The organism is Micromonospora sp. C51, assembly GCF_018070435.1.
Taxonomy (GTDB): Bacteria; Actinomycetota; Actinomycetes; order Mycobacteriales; family Micromonosporaceae; genus Micromonospora; species Micromonospora sediminimaris.
Genome location: NZ_JAGPXQ010000016.1, coordinates 1 through 18,186, shown reverse-complemented (window position 1 = coordinate 18,186; position 18,186 = coordinate 1). Strand labels below are relative to the sequence as shown.

General features: G+C 69.6%; 17 protein-coding genes and 1 tRNA gene. 10 read left to right on the top strand and 8 right to left on the bottom strand.

The window, feature by feature from the left end:
* Positions 1–240: 240 nt before the first annotated feature.
* Both KBX50_RS17635 and KBX50_RS17630 read right to left on the bottom strand, forming a co-directional pair.
* A complete protein-coding gene (locus KBX50_RS17635) occupies positions 241–1,245 on the bottom strand; it encodes an LLM class flavin-dependent oxidoreductase (RefSeq protein WP_374224656.1) in 1,005 nt (334 codons plus the stop codon).
* A gap of 56 nt (positions 1,246–1,301) precedes the next feature.
* Positions 1,302–1,781, bottom strand: a complete 480-nt coding sequence (locus KBX50_RS17630) for an Lrp/AsnC family transcriptional regulator (protein WP_210938124.1) — start codon at positions 1,779–1,781, stop codon at positions 1,302–1,304.
* Positions 1,782–1,864: 83 nt separating this feature from the next.
* Between KBX50_RS17630 and KBX50_RS17625 the strand changes: the two genes are divergently transcribed.
* Positions 1,865–3,040 (top strand): PLP-dependent aspartate aminotransferase family protein, encoded by a 1,176-nt coding sequence (locus tag KBX50_RS17625; RefSeq protein WP_210938239.1) that lies wholly within the window; start codon positions 1,865–1,867, stop codon positions 3,038–3,040.
* 54 nt (positions 3,041–3,094) lie between these two features.
* Here KBX50_RS17625 and KBX50_RS17620 read toward each other — a convergent pair whose 3' ends face one another.
* Together KBX50_RS17620 and KBX50_RS17615 are read right to left on the bottom strand one after the other, a co-directional pair.
* Positions 3,095–3,844 carry a transcriptional regulator gene (locus tag KBX50_RS17620; protein WP_210938122.1) on the bottom strand — a complete coding sequence of 250 codons (750 nt, stop codon included), beginning with the start codon at positions 3,842–3,844 and terminating at the stop codon, positions 3,095–3,097.
* Positions 3,845–3,879: 35 nt separating this feature from the next.
* Positions 3,880–3,953 (bottom strand) — tRNA-Leu (locus KBX50_RS17615).
* A gap of 107 nt (positions 3,954–4,060) precedes the next feature.
* Between KBX50_RS17615 and KBX50_RS17610 the strand changes: the two genes are divergently transcribed.
* From KBX50_RS17610 to polA, 8 genes are all read left to right on the top strand, one after another.
* Positions 4,061–4,681, top strand: coding sequence for an ANTAR domain-containing response regulator (locus KBX50_RS17610; RefSeq protein WP_093401494.1), 621 nt, complete (start codon positions 4,061–4,063; stop codon positions 4,679–4,681).
* 99 nt (positions 4,682–4,780) lie between these two features.
* A complete protein-coding gene (locus tag KBX50_RS17605; protein WP_210938121.1) occupies positions 4,781–5,983 on the top strand; it encodes a hypothetical protein in 1,203 nt (400 codons plus the stop codon).
* A gap of 364 nt (positions 5,984–6,347) precedes the next feature.
* On the top strand, positions 6,348–7,502 hold the full coding sequence (locus KBX50_RS17600; protein WP_210938120.1) for a branched-chain amino acid ABC transporter substrate-binding protein: 1,155 nt from the start codon (positions 6,348–6,350) through the stop codon (positions 7,500–7,502).
* Positions 7,503–7,568: 66 nt separating this feature from the next.
* Positions 7,569–8,552: a branched-chain amino acid ABC transporter permease gene (locus tag KBX50_RS17595; protein WP_210938119.1), complete on the top strand. Its 984-nt coding sequence runs from the start codon at positions 7,569–7,571 to the stop codon at positions 8,550–8,552.
* Positions 8,553–8,560: 8 nt separating this feature from the next.
* Entirely contained in the window at positions 8,561–9,706 is a 1,146-nt protein-coding gene (locus KBX50_RS17590) for a branched-chain amino acid ABC transporter permease (protein ID WP_247673922.1), read from the top strand.
* Positions 9,699–10,637 carry an ABC transporter ATP-binding protein gene (locus KBX50_RS17585; RefSeq protein ID WP_210938117.1) on the top strand — a complete coding sequence of 313 codons (939 nt, stop codon included), beginning with the start codon at positions 9,699–9,701 and terminating at the stop codon, positions 10,635–10,637. Before KBX50_RS17590 ends, KBX50_RS17585 begins: the two co-directional genes overlap by 8 nt.
* Positions 10,627–11,337, top strand: a complete 711-nt coding sequence (locus KBX50_RS17580; RefSeq protein ID WP_093401488.1) for an ABC transporter ATP-binding protein — start codon at positions 10,627–10,629, stop codon at positions 11,335–11,337. Before KBX50_RS17585 ends, KBX50_RS17580 begins: the two co-directional genes overlap by 11 nt.
* A gap of 107 nt (positions 11,338–11,444) precedes the next feature.
* Entirely contained in the window at positions 11,445–14,144 is a 2,700-nt protein-coding gene (gene polA / locus KBX50_RS17575; RefSeq protein WP_210938116.1) for a DNA polymerase I, read from the top strand.
* 110 nt (positions 14,145–14,254) lie between these two features.
* Here polA and KBX50_RS17570 read toward each other — a convergent pair whose 3' ends face one another.
* The 4 genes from KBX50_RS17570 to KBX50_RS17555 all read right to left on the bottom strand — a co-directional run bounded on the left by KBX50_RS17570 (position 14,255) and on the right by KBX50_RS17555 (position 16,151).
* Positions 14,255–14,686 (bottom strand): DUF3140 domain-containing protein, encoded by a 432-nt coding sequence (locus KBX50_RS17570; protein WP_210938115.1) that lies wholly within the window; start codon positions 14,684–14,686, stop codon positions 14,255–14,257.
* Positions 14,673–14,891 (bottom strand): DUF2945 domain-containing protein, encoded by a 219-nt coding sequence (locus KBX50_RS17565; RefSeq protein WP_210938113.1) that lies wholly within the window; start codon positions 14,889–14,891, stop codon positions 14,673–14,675. Before KBX50_RS17565 ends, KBX50_RS17570 begins: the two co-directional genes overlap by 14 nt.
* A 63-nt stretch (positions 14,892–14,954) precedes the next feature.
* Complete coding sequence (locus KBX50_RS17560) at positions 14,955–15,287, bottom strand: Uma2 family endonuclease (RefSeq protein ID WP_307870993.1); 333 nt, start codon at positions 15,285–15,287, stop codon at positions 14,955–14,957.
* 57 nt (positions 15,288–15,344) lie between these two features.
* Complete coding sequence (locus KBX50_RS17555; RefSeq protein WP_210938109.1) at positions 15,345–16,151, bottom strand: class I SAM-dependent methyltransferase; 807 nt, start codon at positions 16,149–16,151, stop codon at positions 15,345–15,347.
* 325 nt (positions 16,152–16,476) lie between these two features.
* Here KBX50_RS17555 and rpsA point away from each other — a divergent pair, with 325 nt between their 5' ends.
* Entirely contained in the window at positions 16,477–17,973 is a 1,497-nt protein-coding gene (gene rpsA / locus KBX50_RS17550; protein ID WP_210938107.1) for a 30S ribosomal protein S1, read from the top strand.
* Positions 17,974–18,186: the final 213 nt, after the last annotated feature.

The following is an 18,186-nucleotide window of genomic DNA, read 5'->3' as shown; positions in this document are numbered from 1 at the left end:
GAAGGCACCGGGCCGCAATCGCGGAATCCGCACAACTGCGGCCCGGTGCCCCACACCGCGGCACCCCCGACCCGTCCCGACCGGGGAGTGCCGTACCACCACCGGATACAAAGTTAGGCGGGCTCCGCGTCGCGAGGGTGACGCTGTCGTGAAGATCGTGTTTCGCGGCCCCGGAAACGCTGTGACCTGGGCCACCATGCCGATCCGGCCAGCGAAGCCGGCCGGGCGGTTTCCATCGCGTCAGCGGCGCAGGCCGCCGGCCACCTCGGTCGCAATCAGCTCGAACGAACGCACCCGGTCGGCGACGTCGTACACCATCGTGGTCAGCATCAGCTCGTCCGCGCCGGTGCTGGCCAGCAGCTCACCCAACTGTCGGCGTACCGTCTCCGGAGAACCGCTCGCCTGACCCTGCCGGCGCTGCGCCAGGAACTCCCGCTCGAACTCGGTGTACGGGTACGCCGCCGCCTCGTCGGGCGTCGCCAGCGGCTGCGGCCGACCCGACCGCAGCCGCAGGAACGACAACCCGGCCGGCCCGGCCAACCACTCGGCGCGCTCGTCGGACTCCGCACAGACGGCGTTCACCGCCACCATCGCGTACGGCCGCTCCAGCCACCGCGACGGGCGGAAACTCTGCCGGTACAGCGCCAACGCCGGCAACGTGTTCTGCGCGCTGAAGTGGTGCGCGAAGGAGAACGGCAGACCCAGCGCGCCGGCCAGCTGGGCGCTGAAACCACTGGAACCCAACAACCACACCGCCGGCCGCTGCCCACGCCCCGGAGTGGCGGTGATCCGGCCCGACCCGTCCTCGTCGAAATAGCCCATCAGGTCGTTCAGCTCGCGGGGAAAACCCTCGGCCGACAGGCCCTCCATGGTCCGGCGCAGCGCCAACGCGGTCACCTGATCCGTGCCCGGAGCACGGCCGATGCCCAGGTCGATCCGCCCCGGATGCAACGCGTCGAGGGTGCCGAACTGCTCGGCGACCACCAGCGGCGGGTGGTTGGGCAACATCACCCCACCCGAACCGACCCGGATGTCGGTGGTGTGCGCGGCCAGGTGCGCGATCAGCACCGCCGGCGCCGAGGACGCGATGGCCGGCATGTTGTGGTGCTCGGCCACCCAGAACCGGTGGTAGCCCAACTCGTCGGCGCGTCGCGCCAACTCGGTGGTGTGCCGCAACGCCTCACCGGCGGAGGCGCCGGCGGCGACGGGAGCGAGGTCAAGGACAGACAACGGTACGTCGATCACGCGCCTGGCCAACCCGGCGCCCACCCGTTCTGTTCCCGAACCGCACGACGACGTGATCAACCTGACCCGCGGGCCTGCTCGAAGATCAGGCTGGTCTGCGTGTGCTGCACCGCCGGATCCACCGCCAGATGGTCCAGCACGAAATCGCGCAGCGCCTCCGCCGAGGCCGCCCGCACGTGCAGCACGTAATCCTCCGCCCCGGCCACGTGGAACACCGACACCACACCCGGCAGACGCACCGAGCGGGCCCGGAACGCGTCCACCGCCGCCCGCGCGTGCTCGGTCAGCCGCACCGACACCAGCGCCTGCAACGGCAGCCCCAACGCCGCCGGATGCACCTCGGCGTGGAAACCCCGGATAGCCCCGCACTCCCGCAGTGCCCGGGTGCGCGCCAGGCAGGTCGACGGCGCCACCCCCACCCGTTCGGCCAGGGCATTGTTCGGCAACCGGCCGTCGCCGGCCAGCTCGGTCAGGATGGCGCGGTCGGTGTCGTCGAGGGCCACGAACGGCCGAACATCGTTCGATACGGGGGGCATGCCGCCATCCTCCATCGAACAGCACCGGCTTCGAAAGCGATTATGACGAATAATATTCGGAACTATTGCCCCAGATGGGCGAGATGTTCGATCCTCTCGACATGACGACCGTGGACACCCGAGCCGTGCACGCCGGCCGCGACGACCTCGCCGCGCTCGGCGTCCACGTGCCGCCGATCGACCTGTCCACCACCAACCCCCTGCCCTCGGTGGACGCCGGCGGCGACGCCTACGAAACCCTCGCCACCGGCGGCACCCTCCCCGCCGACGCCAGCGCCGTCTACCAACGGCTGTGGAACCCGACCGTCGCCCGCTTCGAAACCGCCCTCGCCGAACTGGAAGGCACCGCCGAGGCCGTCGCCTACGCCAGCGGCATGGCCGCGCTCACGGCAGCCCTGCTCGCCGCCACCCGCGACGGCCGACGACACCTGGTCGCCGTCCGCCCCCTCTACGGCGGCACCGACCACGTCCTCGCCACCGGCCTGCTCGGCACCGACGTCACCTGGGCCCGCCCCGACACCGTCGCCGCCGCCATCCGCCCCGACACCGCGCTCGTGATCGCCGAAACCCCCGCCAACCCCACCCTCGACCTGATCGACATCGCCGCCCTCGCCGACGCCGCCGGCCAGGTGCCCCTGCTGATCGACAACACCGTCGCCACCCCGGTCCTTCAGCAACCCACCCGACACGGTGCCCAGCTGGTGCTGCACAGCGCCACCAAGAGCATCGGCGGCCACGGCGACGTCCTCGCCGGAGTGATCGCCTGCGACGCCGAGTGGGCCACCCGGCTGCGTCAGGTCCGCGCCCTCACCGGCGCGATCCTGCACCCACTCGGGGCTTACCTGCTGCACCGCGGCCTGCAAACGTTGCCGCTGCGGGTCCGCGCCCAGCAGGCCGGCGCGGAGAAACTCGCCCTCTGGCTCGCCGCGCACCCGGCGGTCGCGCGGGTCCACCACCCCGGCGCCAACGACCCGGCCGGGCTCGTCGGCCGGCAGATGTCCGGCCCCGGCAGCCTCCTCGCCTTCGAGGTACGCGGCGGCGCGCCCGCCGCCGCCACGGTCGCCGGCGCCTGCCGGCTGATCACCCACGCCGTCTCCCTCGGTGGCGTCGACACGCTCATCCAACACCCGGCGTCCCTCACCCATCGCCCCGTCGAGGCGGCGGCCAAACCCGACGGCGGACTGCTGCGCCTCTCCGTCGGTTTGGAGGACCCGGAGGACCTGCGCGCCGACCTGGAGAACGCGCTCGCCACGAGCTGACCCGGTCGAACCTTCGGCGTGCGGACAGTCGTCGGTCGGTGGTGTCCGCGTGATTCACGACTTCGGGCCGACGTGGCGATCGAGCGCGGCCACCGCCTCCCGGCGCGCGACCGAGAGGCTGTTGGGACGGTTCATCCGCCAGGCGATGTCGAGCAGGTCCAGGCCCCATTGGCAGAGCCCCATGATGTCGGTGGACTCGTTGACGAACATGTAACGCGGGTAGACGTACGTCTTTGCGCGCACGGTGACGCGGTTCGCGATCCGGCAGCCGTCGGAGTGGAAGAGGCCGCGCAGAAAGTCACCGGGGACCGTCCGGACAATGCGCTCCTGCCAGTCGGCGAGAACTATCCGCCGCTCGTGCTTCTTGCCGGGCCCGTGTTGCGGCAGCAGGCAGGGCCAGTGTGTGCCGTAGCTCTGCACGCTGACGCAACCTTGCTGCTGGACCCGTTGGACCTTGCCCGCGAGCACCGCTCGCATGGCAGCCTCGCATGCGTCGATCAGGGCGGGCCAGGCGTTGCTGCATGAGATCCGGAGCACCGGAACCCGCGCGGAGGTCACCAGATGCCCGTCGCCGAGGTAGAGACCGAGCAGGTAGGCGTAGGCGGCACCGATTGTCGGGTTGTCGACGTCGGTGCGACATCGGAAGCAGCGAAAGGCGGTGGTCCGCATCTTTGGCATCGGCCGATCCCTGCACCAGTGGCGCACGGTCGCATAGGGCAGGCCGATGCGCCTGGCAACCTCTGCGACAGTCGCACCAGCCAGGTACAAGCTTCGTGCGCGTTCCCGCACCTCGGGTGGATGCATGGCAGTATCGTCGAACGTCCGTACGACACTTTCGGTGTCCCCGGTGGGATTCGAACCCACACTGTCGGAGGTTTGAGCTCCGTTTCTCTACCGGTTGGAATACGGGGACTTTCTCGCTGAACGCCTGTCGCGTCGCTCCATAGGTTACCCACTACGCTAGGAGCGGCGACACCCGGTACCGCGGGTGTCACGGCACAGACTGGGTGGGAGTGGCTCGTGGCCGAGACGCAGACGGATGCCGCGCGCAGGCGGGTACTGATCGCCGAAGACGAGGCGCTGATCCGGCTGGACCTGGCCGAGATGCTGGCCGAGGAGGGCTACGAGGTGGTCGGCGAGGCCGGTGACGGGGAGACCGCCATCCGGCTGGCCGAGGAACTCAAGCCCGACCTGGTGATTCTCGACATCAAAATGCCGATCATGGATGGGCTGGCGGCCGCCGAGCGGATCGCCGGTGCCCGGATCGCGCCGGTGATCATTCTGACTGCCTTCAGCCAGCGTGATCTGGTGGAGCGGGCTCGCGCGGCGGGTGCGATGGCGTACCTGGTCAAGCCCTTCCAGAAGAGCGACCTGGTGCCGGCGGTGGAGATCGCCCTCTCCCGCTACTCGGAGATTGCCGCGCTCGAGGCCGAGGTGGCCGGGCTGACCGATCGGCTGGAGGTCCGCAAGACCGTCGAGCGGGCCAAGGGCGCGCTGATGACCACGTACAACATGAGCGAGCCGCAGGCGTTCAAGTGGATCCAGCGCACCGCGATGGACCACCGGATGACCATGAAGGAGGTCTCCGAGCGGATCCTCGCCGAGACCGCCGGCGGTGAGGTGGCCGAGCCGGCCTCCTGACCGGTTGTCGACCGGGTCGCCGTAACCGGTGGCCACAACGGGGCTGTCGTGGTTGCGCCCCATCGCCGAGGCTCGTAGTCACCGCTAGCATCTGGCCGTATGGGCGTTCGGTGCTTCGCGCGTACCCGGCGCTCTGGTGGTCGTCGCTTCTTCCTCGTGGTGTGCGGCCTGCTCGCGGCGCTGCTGGCTGGCTGTCCCGCACCCGGGGGCGAGACCGACGAACCGGAGCCGGCGTCGTTGGTGTGGCAGCGGGTCCAACTGCCGTCGCCCGACGGGCCGGGGCGCATCGTGGTGCGGGATCTGGCTGTCTGCGCGGACCAGTGGTATGCGGCGGGTGCGGTTGCCGACGGGGCCGGCGGCGCCCGACCGGCAGCATGGTCCAGCCGGGACGGTGCGCTGTGGACGCCGGTGCCGGTGGTTGCCGACTCCTATTACGGGCAGCGGAGCGTGTTGTTCTCGATCGCCTGCCGCGACGGGCGCGCGGCTGCCGTCGGGGGCAAGGTGGGTGGCGCGCACGGCAATCCGCGGGTGGGCACCTGGTGGCAGCGGGGGGACGGCACGCTGGTCGAGGTGGCGGCGTCGTTCGAGCTGTACGGCGGGCCGAAGGCGGTGAACGTGTCCCGGTTGACCGCCGGTCCCGCCGGTTGGCTGATCGTCGGCAACCGGGCCAGCGGTGCGGCGGCCTGGGTCTCGCCGGACGCTGCGGAGTTCACGCTGATCGAGGGCGCGCCGGAGCTGTCCACCGACGAGCAGGGCGTGACCTGGGCGTTCGACGCGGTGGCCGGGTCGTCGGGGTGGTTGGCGGTGGGGGGACTGTTGGTCCCGGGCCGCATCGACCGGGATCCGGCGGCGTGGACGTCGGCGGACGGGCGTGACTGGCGTCGCACCGTGCTGGCGGGCACCGAGGCGTACGAGGAGATGCAGCGGGTGGTCCTGGTCGACGGCGCGCCGGTGGGGGTGGGGCTGCGGGGCCGGGGGTTCGGCGCGTGGCGTCAGGAGCCGACGGGTTGGACGGCGGCCGGTGGGTTCGGTGGGGTGGCCGGCGGGGTGCCCTCGGTCGGTGGGCTGGCCGCCGCGGCCGGCCGGATCGTGGCGGTGGTTTCCGACGGGGAGCGGTACGGCGGGTGGCTGTCGGACGATCGGGGCGACCGTTGGCGGGTGGTCGAGTTGCCGGTGGCGGCGCCGGTGGGGGCGGACCGGAGCGTCAGCCTGGCGGCGGACGGCCAACGGTGGTTGCTGGCGGTGGACGACGGCTCGGCCACGTCGCTCTGGGTCGCTCGGTTTCCGGCGACGCCGCAGTGAGTCCATTCGGCTACTTTCTGTAGCTGCTTCGGTTGATCGTACGGCGACGTCCGATTGTGGTGCCCGGCGATCGGTGCAGGTCCGTTTGGGTGATCGATCATGTCCCGAGTGGCGGACGGGCAGCCGCTCAACGACCGGTCAGCGGATTGACCTGTTACGGGAGTGGCGGCATTCGGGGTCGTCTTCGTAACGGTTTCGCAGACCCCGCCCCTGACTCTTCCGAGACCGTAGGAGTGTGGGTACGCTCCGCCATCACGAGCCGTAATGCAGGGGGTGTCCTTGCTGGGCCGGTGGTGCCGCGCCACAGCCGTCGCCGCCGCCCGGATCAGGTACCTGTCCTGCTTCTGGAGGAGGTCAGGAAGCCGTGAGGCGAAGCTATTCAAGGGCGCTGGGTACTGCCGCGCTCGCCGCGGTGCTGGTGGCCGCCGCGGGTTGCCAGGACACCGGTGGCAGCAACGGCGATGACACCGCGTCCGGGGACTGCGGTGGCAAGATCGCCATTTTCGGCGCGTTCAGTGGTGACAACGCGGGTCTGGTGCTGCCGTCGCTGAACGGCGCCAAGCTCGCGATCAAGCAGCACAACGACGCGAACGCCGACTGCCAGATCGAGATGGTCGAGTTCGACACGCAGGGTGACCCGGCGCAGGCCACTCCGGTGGCGAACCAGGTTGCGGGTGACGCCTCGTTCCTCGGTGTCATCGGCGGTCACTTCTCCGGTGAGTCGGACGCCACGATGCCGGTCTACGAGGCCGCCGGTCTGGTGATGGTCGCCCCGTCGGCGACCCGGACCGACCTGACCCAGAAGGGCAACAAGTCCTTCTTCCGGGTGGTCGGCAACGACGGCACCCAGGCGGGCGCCGTGGCGACCTACCTGAAGTCGCAGAACGCGCAGCGGGTCTTCCTGATCGACGACGCCAGCGCCTACGGTGCCGGCATCACCGCCGAGCTGACCAAGAACCTGGGCGCCACGGTCGCCGCCAGCGACAAGATCCAGGAGCGGCAGGCGCAGTTCGACGCCACCATCTCGAAGATCAGGGCGGCGAACGCCGACTTCGTCTTCTACGGCGGGTACACCCGTGAGGCCGCGCCGCTGGTCCGCCAGATGCGTGCCGCCGGTGTCGAGGCGAAGTTCATCGGCCCGGACGGTCTCTACGACCCGGCCTTCCCGGCTGGTGCCTCCGGCGGTGCCGAGGGCTCCATCATCACCTGCCCGTGCCTCCCGGCCGACAAGGCCGGCGGTACCTTCACCGCCGACTACCAGGCCGCGTACGGCCAGGCGCCGGGTTCCTACGGTGCTGAGGGCTTCGACGCCGCGCAGATCTTCGTGGACGCCTTCAAGGACGGCAAGAAGAGCCGCGCCGAGATCCTGGAGTACGTGAAGAACTACGACAAGCAGGGCGTGTCGAAGTACATCAAGTTCGACGCCAACGGTGACGTTGACCCGTCGCGGGTTGTCATCTGGTCGTACGAGATCAAGGGCACGGCGTTCGAGCCGCTGCAGGAGCTCAAGCTCAGCTGACGACCGGCACCGAGTGCGGCCGGGGTTGTTCGTTGCCCCGGCCGCGCTCCATGCAAGGAGACCTTGGTGAATTTCGACGATCTCTTCGGCCACATCGGCCAGCACACCGTCGATGGGTTGTCCAAGGGGGCGATCTATGCCCTGATCGCCCTGGGCTACACCCTGGTGTACGGCGTCCTGCGTCTGATCAACTTTGCTCACTCCGAGGTGTTCATGGTCGGCACCTTCGCGGTGCTCGGCCTGTGGACCGCCTTCGGGGTGGAGAACAACCCGCCGATCGGCCAGGCGGTGCTGCTCCTGGTGCTCGGCCTGATAGTCGCGGCGCTCGCCTCCGGCGGCACCGCGCTGGCGATCGAGCGGATCGCCTACCGCCCGCTGCGGCGCAAGAACGCGCCGCCACTGATCTTCCTGATCACCGCCATCGGCCTGTCGCTGGTGCTGGTGGAGATCTTCGGCCTGGTGCTGCCGAAGCTGCTGGGCGAGGCGGTGCCCTCGATCTTCGGTCGGGCCCGGATCATCCTCGGCATGCCGACGATCATCGAGCAGAAGACGCTCTTCACGATCTTCGGCACGTCGATCACCAACATCCAGATGATCGTGTTCGTTTCCGCCGTGGTGATGATGGCGCTGCTGGACTGGTTCATCAACCGCACCCGGTACGGCCGGGGCGTGCGGGCGGTGGCGCAGAACCCGGAGACGGCGGCGCTGATGGGCGTCAACCAGGAGCGCGTGATCATGCTGATCTTCGTGCTGGGCGGCATCATGGCCGGCGCGGCGGCGCTGTTGTGGAGCATGCGATTCGGCTTCACGCAGAACAGCATCGGGTTCGTGCTCGGTCTCAAGGCGTTCACCGCGGCCGTGCTCGGTGGCATCGGTAACCTGCGTGGCGCGCTGGTGGGCGGGCTGTTCCTCGGCATCGTCGAGGTCTACGGCGCCACCCTCTTCCAGTCCAGCTGGGAGGACGTCATCGCCTTCGTGGTGCTGGTGGTGGTGCTGATGTTCCGGCCCACCGGCATTCTGGGCGAATCGCTGGGGAGGGCCCGAGCATGATCAACAAGATGCGAGAGCTGGACCGCAGCCGGGTCAACGCCCTGCACGCGGTCGGCGACCGGTGGCGCGCGCTGCCGAAGTGGCAGCGGTCCCTGGCGTTCGTCGCCTTCGTGGTGTTCCTCTACTACCTGCCGCTGCTCGGCATCCCCGGCCTCACCTGGTTGCGTACCGACTCGATCTCGGGCGGCAGCAACTGGGCGGGTGTGCTCTTCACCTGCGCCGTCTACGTGCTGGTGGCGATCGGCCTCAACGTGGTCATCGGCCTGGCCGGTCTGCTCGACCTCGGCTACATCGGCTTCTTCGCCATCGGCGCGTACGCGGTGGCGTTGTTCGGCTCGGTGAACTCGCCGGTGGTGCAGTGGTTCCAGCGGGAGTTCGACCTGCCGCCCACCTGGGCGGTGACCTGGGCGATCTGTGCCTTCATCGCACTGGTGCTGGCGCTGATCTCCGGGGTGCTGCTGGGCTGGCCGACGCTGCGGCTGCGCGGTGACTACCTGGCCATCGTGACGCTCGGCTTCGGTGAGATCATCCGCATCGTGGCCCGCAACCTGGAGGGCGTCACCCGGGGCCCGCAGGGCATCTCGGCGATTCCCGGGCCGGAGGGTCCGCCCTCGCCGGACAACCAGATCTTCGGCCTGATCGACATCAAGCCGTGGTACTGGCTGGCGATCACCGTCGTGCTTCTCATGGTCTTCGCGGTGCGGCGGCTGGAGCACAGCCGGGTCGGTCGTTCCTGGCTGGCCATCCGGGAGGACGAGGACGCCGCCGCGGTGATGGGCGTCTACCCGTTCAAGTTCAAGCTCTGGGCCTTCGCCATCGGCGCGGCGCTCGGCGGCTTCGCCGGGTTCCTGTTCGCCAGCCGGTACGCCTTCATCGACCCGACCCAGTTCAACGTGAACCTCTCCATCCTGTTCGTGGCGATGGTGGTGGTCGGCGGCTCGGGCAACATGGTCGGCGTGTCGGTGGGTGCGGTGCTGCTGGCGTACCTGCCGGAGCGGTTCCGGGAGATCGCCGACTACCGCTGGCTGGCCTTCGGTCTGGCCATGGTGCTGGTGATGATCCTGCGTCCGCAGGGCCTGATCCCGAGCCGGCGGCGGGCCCGTGAGCTGAAGGACCGCGCGGCGGAGGCAGAGGAGGCGCCCGCTCATGTCTGATGAGACGAAGACCCCGGCGGCGCCGAAGATCCCGGCCCAACCGAAACCGGCCAGGAACCTGCTGGAGGTCGACAACGTCACGCTCCGGTTCGGTGGCGTGGTCGCGCTCAACGAGGTCAACTTCGAGATCAAGGAAGGCGAGATCCTCGGCCTGATCGGGCCCAACGGTGCCGGCAAGACCACCTGCTTCAACGTGATGACAGGGGTCTACAAGCCGACCTCGGGTGCGGTCCGGTTCGGCGGCGAGCGGGTCACCGGTCGCAAGCCGCACCAGATCAGCCGGCTGGGCATCTCCCGGACGTTCCAGAACATCCGGCTGTTCCCGGAGATGTCGGCGCTGGAGAACGTCATGGTCGGGACGGACTCCCGGCACAAGACGAGCGTGCCCGGCGCGCTGTTCCGGCTCTACCGGGTGCGGCCCACGCCGGAGCAGTTGCCGGAGGTCACCGCCGCCGGCGGTGTCGCACGTACCTGGCAGCAGTTGCGGCGGTCCTTCGCCAAGACCTTCGGCCTGTCCCGCTACGTTCTGGAGGAGCGGGAGGCCGAGGAGAAAGCGATGGAGTTGCTGCGCTTCGTCGGCATCGCCGACCGGGCCAACGACGCGGCGCGCAACCTCCCGTACGGCTACCAGCGGCGGCTGGAGATCGCCCGGGCGCTCGGCACCGAGCCGAAGCTGCTCTGCCTGGACGAGCCGGCGGCCGGGTTCAACCCGGCCGAGAAGGAGGAACTGCTGGGGCTGATCCGCCGGATCCGCGACAACGGCGTCACCGTGCTGCTGATCGAGCACGACATGCGGCTGGTGATGGGTGTCACCGACCGGATCGTGGTGCTGGAGTTCGGCAGCAAGATCGCCGACGGCCTGCCGGACGAGGTCAGCCGAGACCCGCGGGTGATCGCGGCATACCTGGGGGAGTCCGCCGATGCTGCTTGAGTTGGACAACGTCAGCGTCTCGTACGGCCGGATCGAGGCATTGCACGGCATCAGCCTCACCGTCAACGAGGGGGAGGTGGTGGCCCTGATCGGTGCCAACGGCGCCGGCAAGACCACCACCATGCGGGCGATCTCCGGGATCAGGTCGCTGTCCGGCGGCCGGATCACCTTCAACGGTGAGGACATCAGCAAGCTCCGCGCCGACCTGCGGGTGGTCCGGGGCCTGTGCCAGTCGCCCGAGGGTCGGCAGATCTTCCCCGGCATGACCGTGCTGGAAAATCTGGACATGGGGGCGTACACCCGGCGCGACCACGCCGGCATCGCCGCCGACCTGGAGCGGGTGCTGGAGATGTTCCCCCGGCTGCGCGAGCGGCGTAAGCAGGCCGGTGGCACCCTCTCCGGCGGTGAGCAGCAGATGCTCGCCGTCGGCCGGGCGCTGATGAGCCGGCCGAAACTGCTGCTGCTGGACGAGCCGTCGATGGGTCTCGCCCCGATGATCATCCAGCAGATCTTCGACATCATCGTGGAGATCAACCAGCAGGGCACCACGGTGCTGCTGGTGGAGCAGAACGCCCAGCAGGCGCTCTCCCGGGCCCACCGGGCCTACGTGCTGGAGACCGGTCGGATCGTCAAGGAGGGCACCGGTCAGGAACTCCTGCACGACCCGTCGATCAAGGAGGCGTACCTGGGCGTGGCCTGAGGTGTGTCGTACCGGCGTCGGCCGTCCGTCCCTCGTGGGTGGGCGGCCGGCGGCGTTCCGGTGCTGCCGCGCCAGCCTTGTCGGCGGTACGGACTAGAGTCGCAGCCGTGACAGCTACGACCCCGCGCCTGCTCCTCGTCGACGGACACTCCCTGGCCTACCGGGCGTTCTTCGCCCTGCCGGTGGAAAACTTCTCCACCACGACCGGGCAGCCGACGAACGCGGTCTACGGCTTCACCTCAATGTTGATCAACGTGTTGCGCGACGAGCAACCGACCCACATCGTTGTCGCCTTCGACGTCTCCCGCCGGTCCTTCCGCACCGACCGCTACGCGGAGTACAAGGCGGGCCGCAGCGAGACCCCGACCGACTTCAAGGGCCAGGTCAGCCTGGTGAAGGAGATCCTGGCGGCGCTGCGCGTCCCGGTGGTGGAGAAGGAGGGCTACGAGGCTGACGACGTCATCGCCACGCTGGCCTGCCAGGCCCGCGACCAGGGCATGCCGGTGCTGATCTGCACCGGCGACCGGGACGCCTTTCAACTCGTCGACGAGCAGATCACTGTGCTCTACCCGCGTAAGGGCGTCTCCGACCTGGCGCGGATGGACCCGGCTGCGGTCGAGGCGAAGTACGGCGTCACCCCCGGCCGCTACCGCGACCTGGCCGCACTCGTCGGCGAGACCAGCGACAACCTTCCCGGCATCCCCGGCGTCGGCCCGAAGACGGCCGCGAAGTGGATCAACGCGTACGGCGGGGTGGAGGGCGTCATCGCCCGCGCCGACGAGATCAAGGGCAAGGCGGGCGACAGTCTCCGGGAACGGCTTGCCGATGTGATCCGCAACTACGAGATCAACCAGCTGGTCGCCGACCTGGAGTTGCCGCTGCGGCCCGAGGACACCCGCTGGCAGGGATGGGACCGCGAGGCGGTGCACCAGGTCTTCGACACTCTTCAGTTCCGCATCCTGCGCGACCGTCTCTATCAGTACCTCGAAGCGGTCGAGCCGGAGGCTGAGTCGGGCTTCGACCTGGTCGGCGAGGTGCTGGCCGCGCCCGGGGCGCTGGTGGGCTGGTTGGAATCGCACGCGCCGGCCGGCACCGGCGTCGGCGTCGCGGTAAAGCTCGACACCGGTCCGAACCGCCGGCACACCGCCACCGTCACCGGCATGGCGCTGGCCACCGCCGACGGCGCGGCGGCCTGGTTCGACCCGGGCCAGCTGGAGGCCGGCGACGAGGCGGCGCTGGCGGCGTGGCTGGCCGACGAGACCCGCCCCAAGGTGCTGCACGACAGCAAGCCGGCCGTGCTCGCCTTCGCCGCGCACGGCTGGGCGCTGGCCGGCATCGCGCGTGACACCCAGATCGCCGCGTACCTGGCGCGCCCGGACCAGCGCTCCTACGACCTCACCGATCTGGCGCTGCGCTACCTGCACCGGGAGTTGCGGGTCGACGCCCCGGAGACCGGGCAGCTGACCCTCGACGGGCTCGGCGGCGACAGCGAGGCCGAGCAGAACCTGATGCTGCACGCCCGGGCCACCCTCGACCTGGCCGACGCGATCGACGCGGAGCTGTCCCGCGACGGGGAGCAGTCGGCCCGGCTGATGGCCGGGGTGGAGCTGCCGCTGATGCGGGTGCTGGCGCAGCTGGAGCGCACCGGCATCGCCGCCGACACGGATTACCTGACCGAGTTGGAGGCGCACTTCGCCGCCGAGGTGAAGGCCGCCGCGCAGGGCGCGTACGAGGCGGTGGGGCGGGAGTTCAACCTCGGCTCACCCAAGCAGTTGCAGGAGATCCTCTTCGGCGAGCTGAACCTGCCCAAGACCAAGCGGATCAAGACGGGTTACACCACCGACGCGGACGCGTTGCAGTGGCTCTACGCGCAGAACCCGCACCCGGTGCTGGCCCACCTGCTGCGGCACCGCGACGTGGCAAAGCTCAAGTCGACGGTGGACGGGCTGCTCAAGTCGGTCTCCGACGACGGGCGCATCCACACCACCTTCAACCAGACGGTGGCCGCCACCGGCCGGCTCTCCTCCACCGAACCCAACCTGCAGAACATCCCCATCCGCACCGAGGAGGGGCGACGGATCCGCCGCGCCTTCGTGGTGGGGGAGGGCTTCGAGTGCCTGCTCACCGCCGACTACAGCCAGATCGAAATGCGGATCATGGCGCACCTGTCGGCAGACGACGCGCTGATCCAGGCGTTCAACTCCGGCGCCGACTTCCACGCCGCGACGGCCTCGTCGGTCTTCACGGTGCCGCTCGCCGAGGTCACCCCGGACCAGCGGCGCAAGATCAAGGCGATGAACTACGGCCTGGCGTACGGGCTCAGCGCCTTCGGCCTTTCCCAGCAGCTCGGCATCAGCGCCGAGGAAGCACGCGGGTTGATGGAGAACTACTTCGCCGGTTTCGGCGGGGTACGCGACTACCTGCAGGAGGTGGTTGCCCGGGCTCGCCAGGACGGCTACACCTCCACCATCCTCGGCCGTCGGCGTTACCTGCCCGACCTGGTCAGCGACAACCGGCAGCGGCGGGAGATGGCCGAGCGGATGGCGCTCAACGCCCCGATCCAGGGCTCCGCGGCGGACATCATCAAGGTCGCCATGCTGCACGTCGACACCGCGTTGCGGGACGCCGGCCTGCGCTCCCGGATGCTGTTGCAGGTGCATGACGAGCTGGTCTTCGAGGTCGCGCCGGGAGAACGGACGGTGCTTGAGGAACTGGTCCGGCGCGAGATGGGTGGGGCGTACCCGCTGTCGGTGCCGTTGGAGGTGTCGGTGGGCGACGGCCGCGACTGGAACAGCGCCGACCACTGACCCGTTTCCTTGGGAGTTTCGGGGAAGTTGCTGCCTCGCGGGCCGGCTGACACAGCAACTTCGCCGAAGTTGTCGCCTGCTGGGGGCGCGTCCGCAGTCCGGCGCGGATCTCAGCGGCCGGGGCCTCGGCGGGACTTGGGTGGGGTGCCGTGCCGGTCGAGGGCCTTGCGGGAGGGGCCGCCGGGCGGTGGCAGCGGCGCCTTGACCGGGTCGTGGCCCCAGTTCATCAGCGAGTACCGCCACCGGGTGTCGCGGACGTCGCCGCTGGGACGCTGCGCCATGTGTCGTCGGACGTACCCGACGACCTTGCGCATGTGCTTGTAGTCGGCCTCGGTCAGCTGGCCGCGTTTGCGACGCAACAGGTCGATGATCTTTCGGCCGGACTCGTGGCCGACCGTCTCGCCGCCCCCGCTGCCCTTTCTCCGCCAGCCGACATGCTTGGACTCTTCGGTGTTCAGCCACTTCGACAACTCGCCGGGCTTCATGTTCACCGCCTCGGTGAACTCCCGGTAGGTCTGATCCGGATCGTCACGACTGCTCACGGCGCAGCACCTCCGGACGGTGGGCCACATCACGACCCGAGTCGTCGTTGCGGATGCGGTACTGCGGCTGCTCCGGTGACGCGTTCACGGCGTGCCCGCGTACGTGGGTCCGTTCGGTCAGCTTCTCCTTGACCACACCGTGGGCCCGGCCGCTGTGGCTGGCCCAGGAGACGTGGTCGCCCTTGCGGAACTCCTGGTCGGCCATGGGGTTCGGGTACCCGGGGGCCGTCGGTGAAAACGCCGCCGCCCGGTTACGGGCCGGCCGGAGCTATGGAGTGAGGTCGTGGACCGGAAGTTTGATCTCGAAAGGTTCGGTCAGCTCCGCGCTGTCGGCGACACGTTCGTACTGCCGCTCCCCGCCCGGCCCGATCCGGTCGCCGAGGCGGTACGCGTACACGTGCACCGGGTCCTGCTCGACGCGCCAGGAGAAGGGGATGCCGGCGGCGGCGTACTCGCCCGGCTTGGCGAACCGGTCGACGCGGCGGGTGCCCGGCGAGACGACCTCGACGGCCAGCACCACGTCTGCCGGTCGCAGCCGGGACCGGTCGGCGGGCAGTCCGGCGCGGCAGAGCAGCACGTCCGGTTGCCGGCGTAACGCCACCCGGGGACGGTGGCGTCGCACTGACCGTCCGGCACGGCGCCGTCGCGGACAGCAGGCTCAGTGGTCCGGTTTCTCGGTGACGAAGATGGCGGTGCCGGGGAAGAGTCGGCCGCGCAACGGGCTCCACTGCCCCCAGATCCCCTCGTGTCCCTCGGGCCACTCCGGTTCCACCAGGTCCAGCAGTCGGAACCCGGCACCTACCAGCTCGCGTACCCGGTCGCCGAGGGTGCGGTGCTGCTCGACGTAGCTGGCTCGCCCGTGTTCGTCCAGTTCCACGTACGGCCGGGTGTCGAAGTACGAGTGCACAGCGGTCAACCCGCCCTCCCCGGGATCGTCCAGGAAGATCCAGCGCATCGGGTGGGTGACCGAGAAGACCCACCGGCCGCCGGGACGCAGCACCCGGTGTACCTGGCGCATCAGTGCCGCCGAGTCCTCGACGAACGGGACCGCGCCGAACGCCGTGCAGGCGATGTCGAAGGTCTGGTCGGCGAAGGGCAACGCGAGCGCGTCGGCCTGCGCCAGCGGCACGCGTACCCCGCTGCGGGCGTTGGCCTGTGTCGCGTGCCGCAACATGCCGGCGGACAGGTCCACCGCCACCGGCCGGGCCCCCTGGGCGGCCAGCCAACGGGAGCAGGAGGCGGCGCCGCAGCCGACCTCCAGCACCTGCCGCCCGGTCACCTCGCCGAGCAGCCGGGCGTCGGCCTCGCGCAGCCCCTCCGGGCACCAGACGAAGTCCACGTCGCCCAGGAAGCTGCCGTGTTCGGCCTGGTACGCGTCGGCGTCGGCGTCCCACCAGCGCCGGTTGGCGGTGCGCGCCTCGGCGTCACCGACCCGACGCCGGGTCACCCGGTCCTCGTCGTCCACCAGGCCACGCTAGGCCCTCACGACGGTGGGGTCGGCGGCGGCCCGTCGCGCCCGCGGCACCTCTGGTCGAAATCTCCGCTTTCGCGGCTGGTGCGTCGATGAGTAGACGGGAGGGCTTGCACGCTGTGGTAATGCAGCAGGTAGGGTAGACGATGCGCTCGCGGATCGTGTGCCTCGGCAGGGAGCAGGTGCGCGGTCGACGGAGTCACATCAAGATCTCGTTCAGCGATTTCCAGGTGGGCCCGCCGACGGATCCGTTGGCGCGTACAGGTCACCGCGACACCAGCCTGCTGTGACACACCATCCGACCGGAGCAACCGCCCACATGACGAGCAGCATCGAGGCCCCCTCGAGCGCCACCAAGGTCACCGTCGACGATCTCGGCTCAGAGGAGGCTTTCCTCGCCGCGATCGACGAGACCATCAAGTACTTCAACGACGGCGACATTGTCGAAGGCACCGTCGTCAAGGTCGATCGGGACGAGGTCCTGCTCGACATCGGCTACAAGACCGAGGGTGTCATCCCCTCTCGGGAGTTGTCGATCAAGCACGACGTGGACCCGGCAGAGGTCGTCTCGGTGGGCGACCACATCGAGGCCCTTGTCCTCCAGAAGGAGGACAAGGAGGGCCGGCTGATCCTCTCCAAGAAGCGGGCGCAGTACGAGCGGGCCTGGGGCACGATCGAGAAGATCAAGGACGAGGACGGCGTCGTCCGCGGTTCCGTCATCGAGGTGGTCAAGGGTGGCCTCATCCTCGACATCGGGCTGCGCGGCTTCCTGCCGGCCTCCCTGGTCGAGATGCGGCGGGTGCGCGACCTGCAGCCGTACGTCGGCCGCGAGCTCGAAGCCAAGATCATCGAGCTGGACAAGAACCGCAACAACGTGGTGCTGTCCCGCCGGGCCTGGCTGGAGCAGACGCAGTCCGAGGTGCGTACCGAGTTCCTCAACAAGCTCCAGAAGGGGCAGGTCCGCAAGGGCGTCGTCTCCTCGATCGTCAACTTCGGCGCCTTCGTCGACCTGGGCGGCGTGGACGGCCTGGTGCACGTCTCCGAGCTGTCCTGGAAGCACATCGACCACCCGTCCGAGGTCGTCGAGGTGGGCCAGGAGGTCGAGGTCGAGGTCCTGGACGTCGACCTGGACCGCGAGCGGGTCTCGCTGTCGCTGAAGGCGACCCAGGAAGACCCGTGGCGGCAGTTCGCCCGCACCCACGCCATCCAGCAGATCGTGCCCGGTAAGGTCACCAAGCTGGTGCCGTTCGGTGCCTTCGTCCGGGTGGACGACGGCATCGAGGGCCTGGTCCACATCTCCGAGCTGGCCGAGCGGCACGTGGAGATCCCCGAGCAGGTCGTCCAGGTCGGCTCCGAGGTCATGGTCAAGGTCATCGACATCGACCTGGAGCGCCGCCGGATCTCGCTGTCGCTCAAGCAGGCCAACGAGGGCTTCGTCGAGGGCGAGGAGCACTTCGACCCGACCCTCTACGGCATGGCCGCGACCTACGACACCGAGGGCAACTACATCTACCCGGAGGGCTTCGACCCGGAGACGGGCGAGTGGCTCGAGGGGTACGACAAGCAGCGCGAGACCTGGGAGAACCAGTACGCCGAGGCGCGGCAGCGTTGGGAGGCGCACCAGAAGCAGGTGCAGACCTCCCGGGCCGCCGAGGCCGAGGCCGCTGCCAACCCGCAGCCCGCCCCCACGGGTGGCGGCACCACCACCTCGACCAGCAGCGCGGCCCCGAGCCGGCAGGCCGAGGAGCCGGCGGGCACGCTGGCCACCGACGAGGCGCTCGCCGCACTGCGGGAGAAGCTCGCCGGCGGCAAGTGAATCTGCGGCACGTCCAGTCGCGGGGTGTCTGACGCCACGCCGCGACCTGGATCTGTCGGTTTGACAACGGAGGGCCCCGTCCCGACCCGGAACACCCGGGCCGCGACGGGGCCCTCCCTCCTCCCCAACCCCCTCTCCCTCCCCGCCCCTCATCCCGTTGATCATGAAGTTAGCGGCACTTTGAAGATCAACAACTGCCGTCAACCTCATGAT

Bases quoted from the DNA above. Each gene is read 5' to 3' on its own strand.
- KBX50_RS17625 (WP_210938239.1), top strand. From the start codon at position 1,865: ATGTTCGATCCTCTCGACATGACGACCGTGGACACCCGAGCCGTGCAC.
- KBX50_RS17590 (WP_247673922.1), top strand. From the start codon at position 8,561: ATGCGAGAGCTGGACCGCAGCCGGGTCAACGCCCTGCACGCGGTCGGC.
- KBX50_RS17565 (WP_210938113.1), bottom strand. From the start codon at position 14,891: ATGGCCGACCAGGAGTTCCGCAAGGGCGACCACGTCTCCTGGGCCAGC.
- KBX50_RS17630 (WP_210938124.1), bottom strand. From the start codon at position 1,781: ATGCCCCCCGTATCGAACGATGTTCGGCCGTTCGTGGCCCTCGACGAC.
- KBX50_RS17605 (WP_210938121.1), top strand. From the start codon at position 4,781: ATGGGCGTTCGGTGCTTCGCGCGTACCCGGCGCTCTGGTGGTCGTCGC.
- rpsA (WP_210938107.1), top strand. From the start codon at position 16,477: ATGACGAGCAGCATCGAGGCCCCCTCGAGCGCCACCAAGGTCACCGTC.
- KBX50_RS17585 (WP_210938117.1), top strand. From the start codon at position 9,699: ATGTCTGATGAGACGAAGACCCCGGCGGCGCCGAAGATCCCGGCCCAA.
- KBX50_RS17580 (WP_093401488.1), top strand. From the start codon at position 10,627: ATGCTGCTTGAGTTGGACAACGTCAGCGTCTCGTACGGCCGGATCGAG.
- KBX50_RS17620 (WP_210938122.1), bottom strand. From the start codon at position 3,844: ATGCATCCACCCGAGGTGCGGGAACGCGCACGAAGCTTGTACCTGGCT.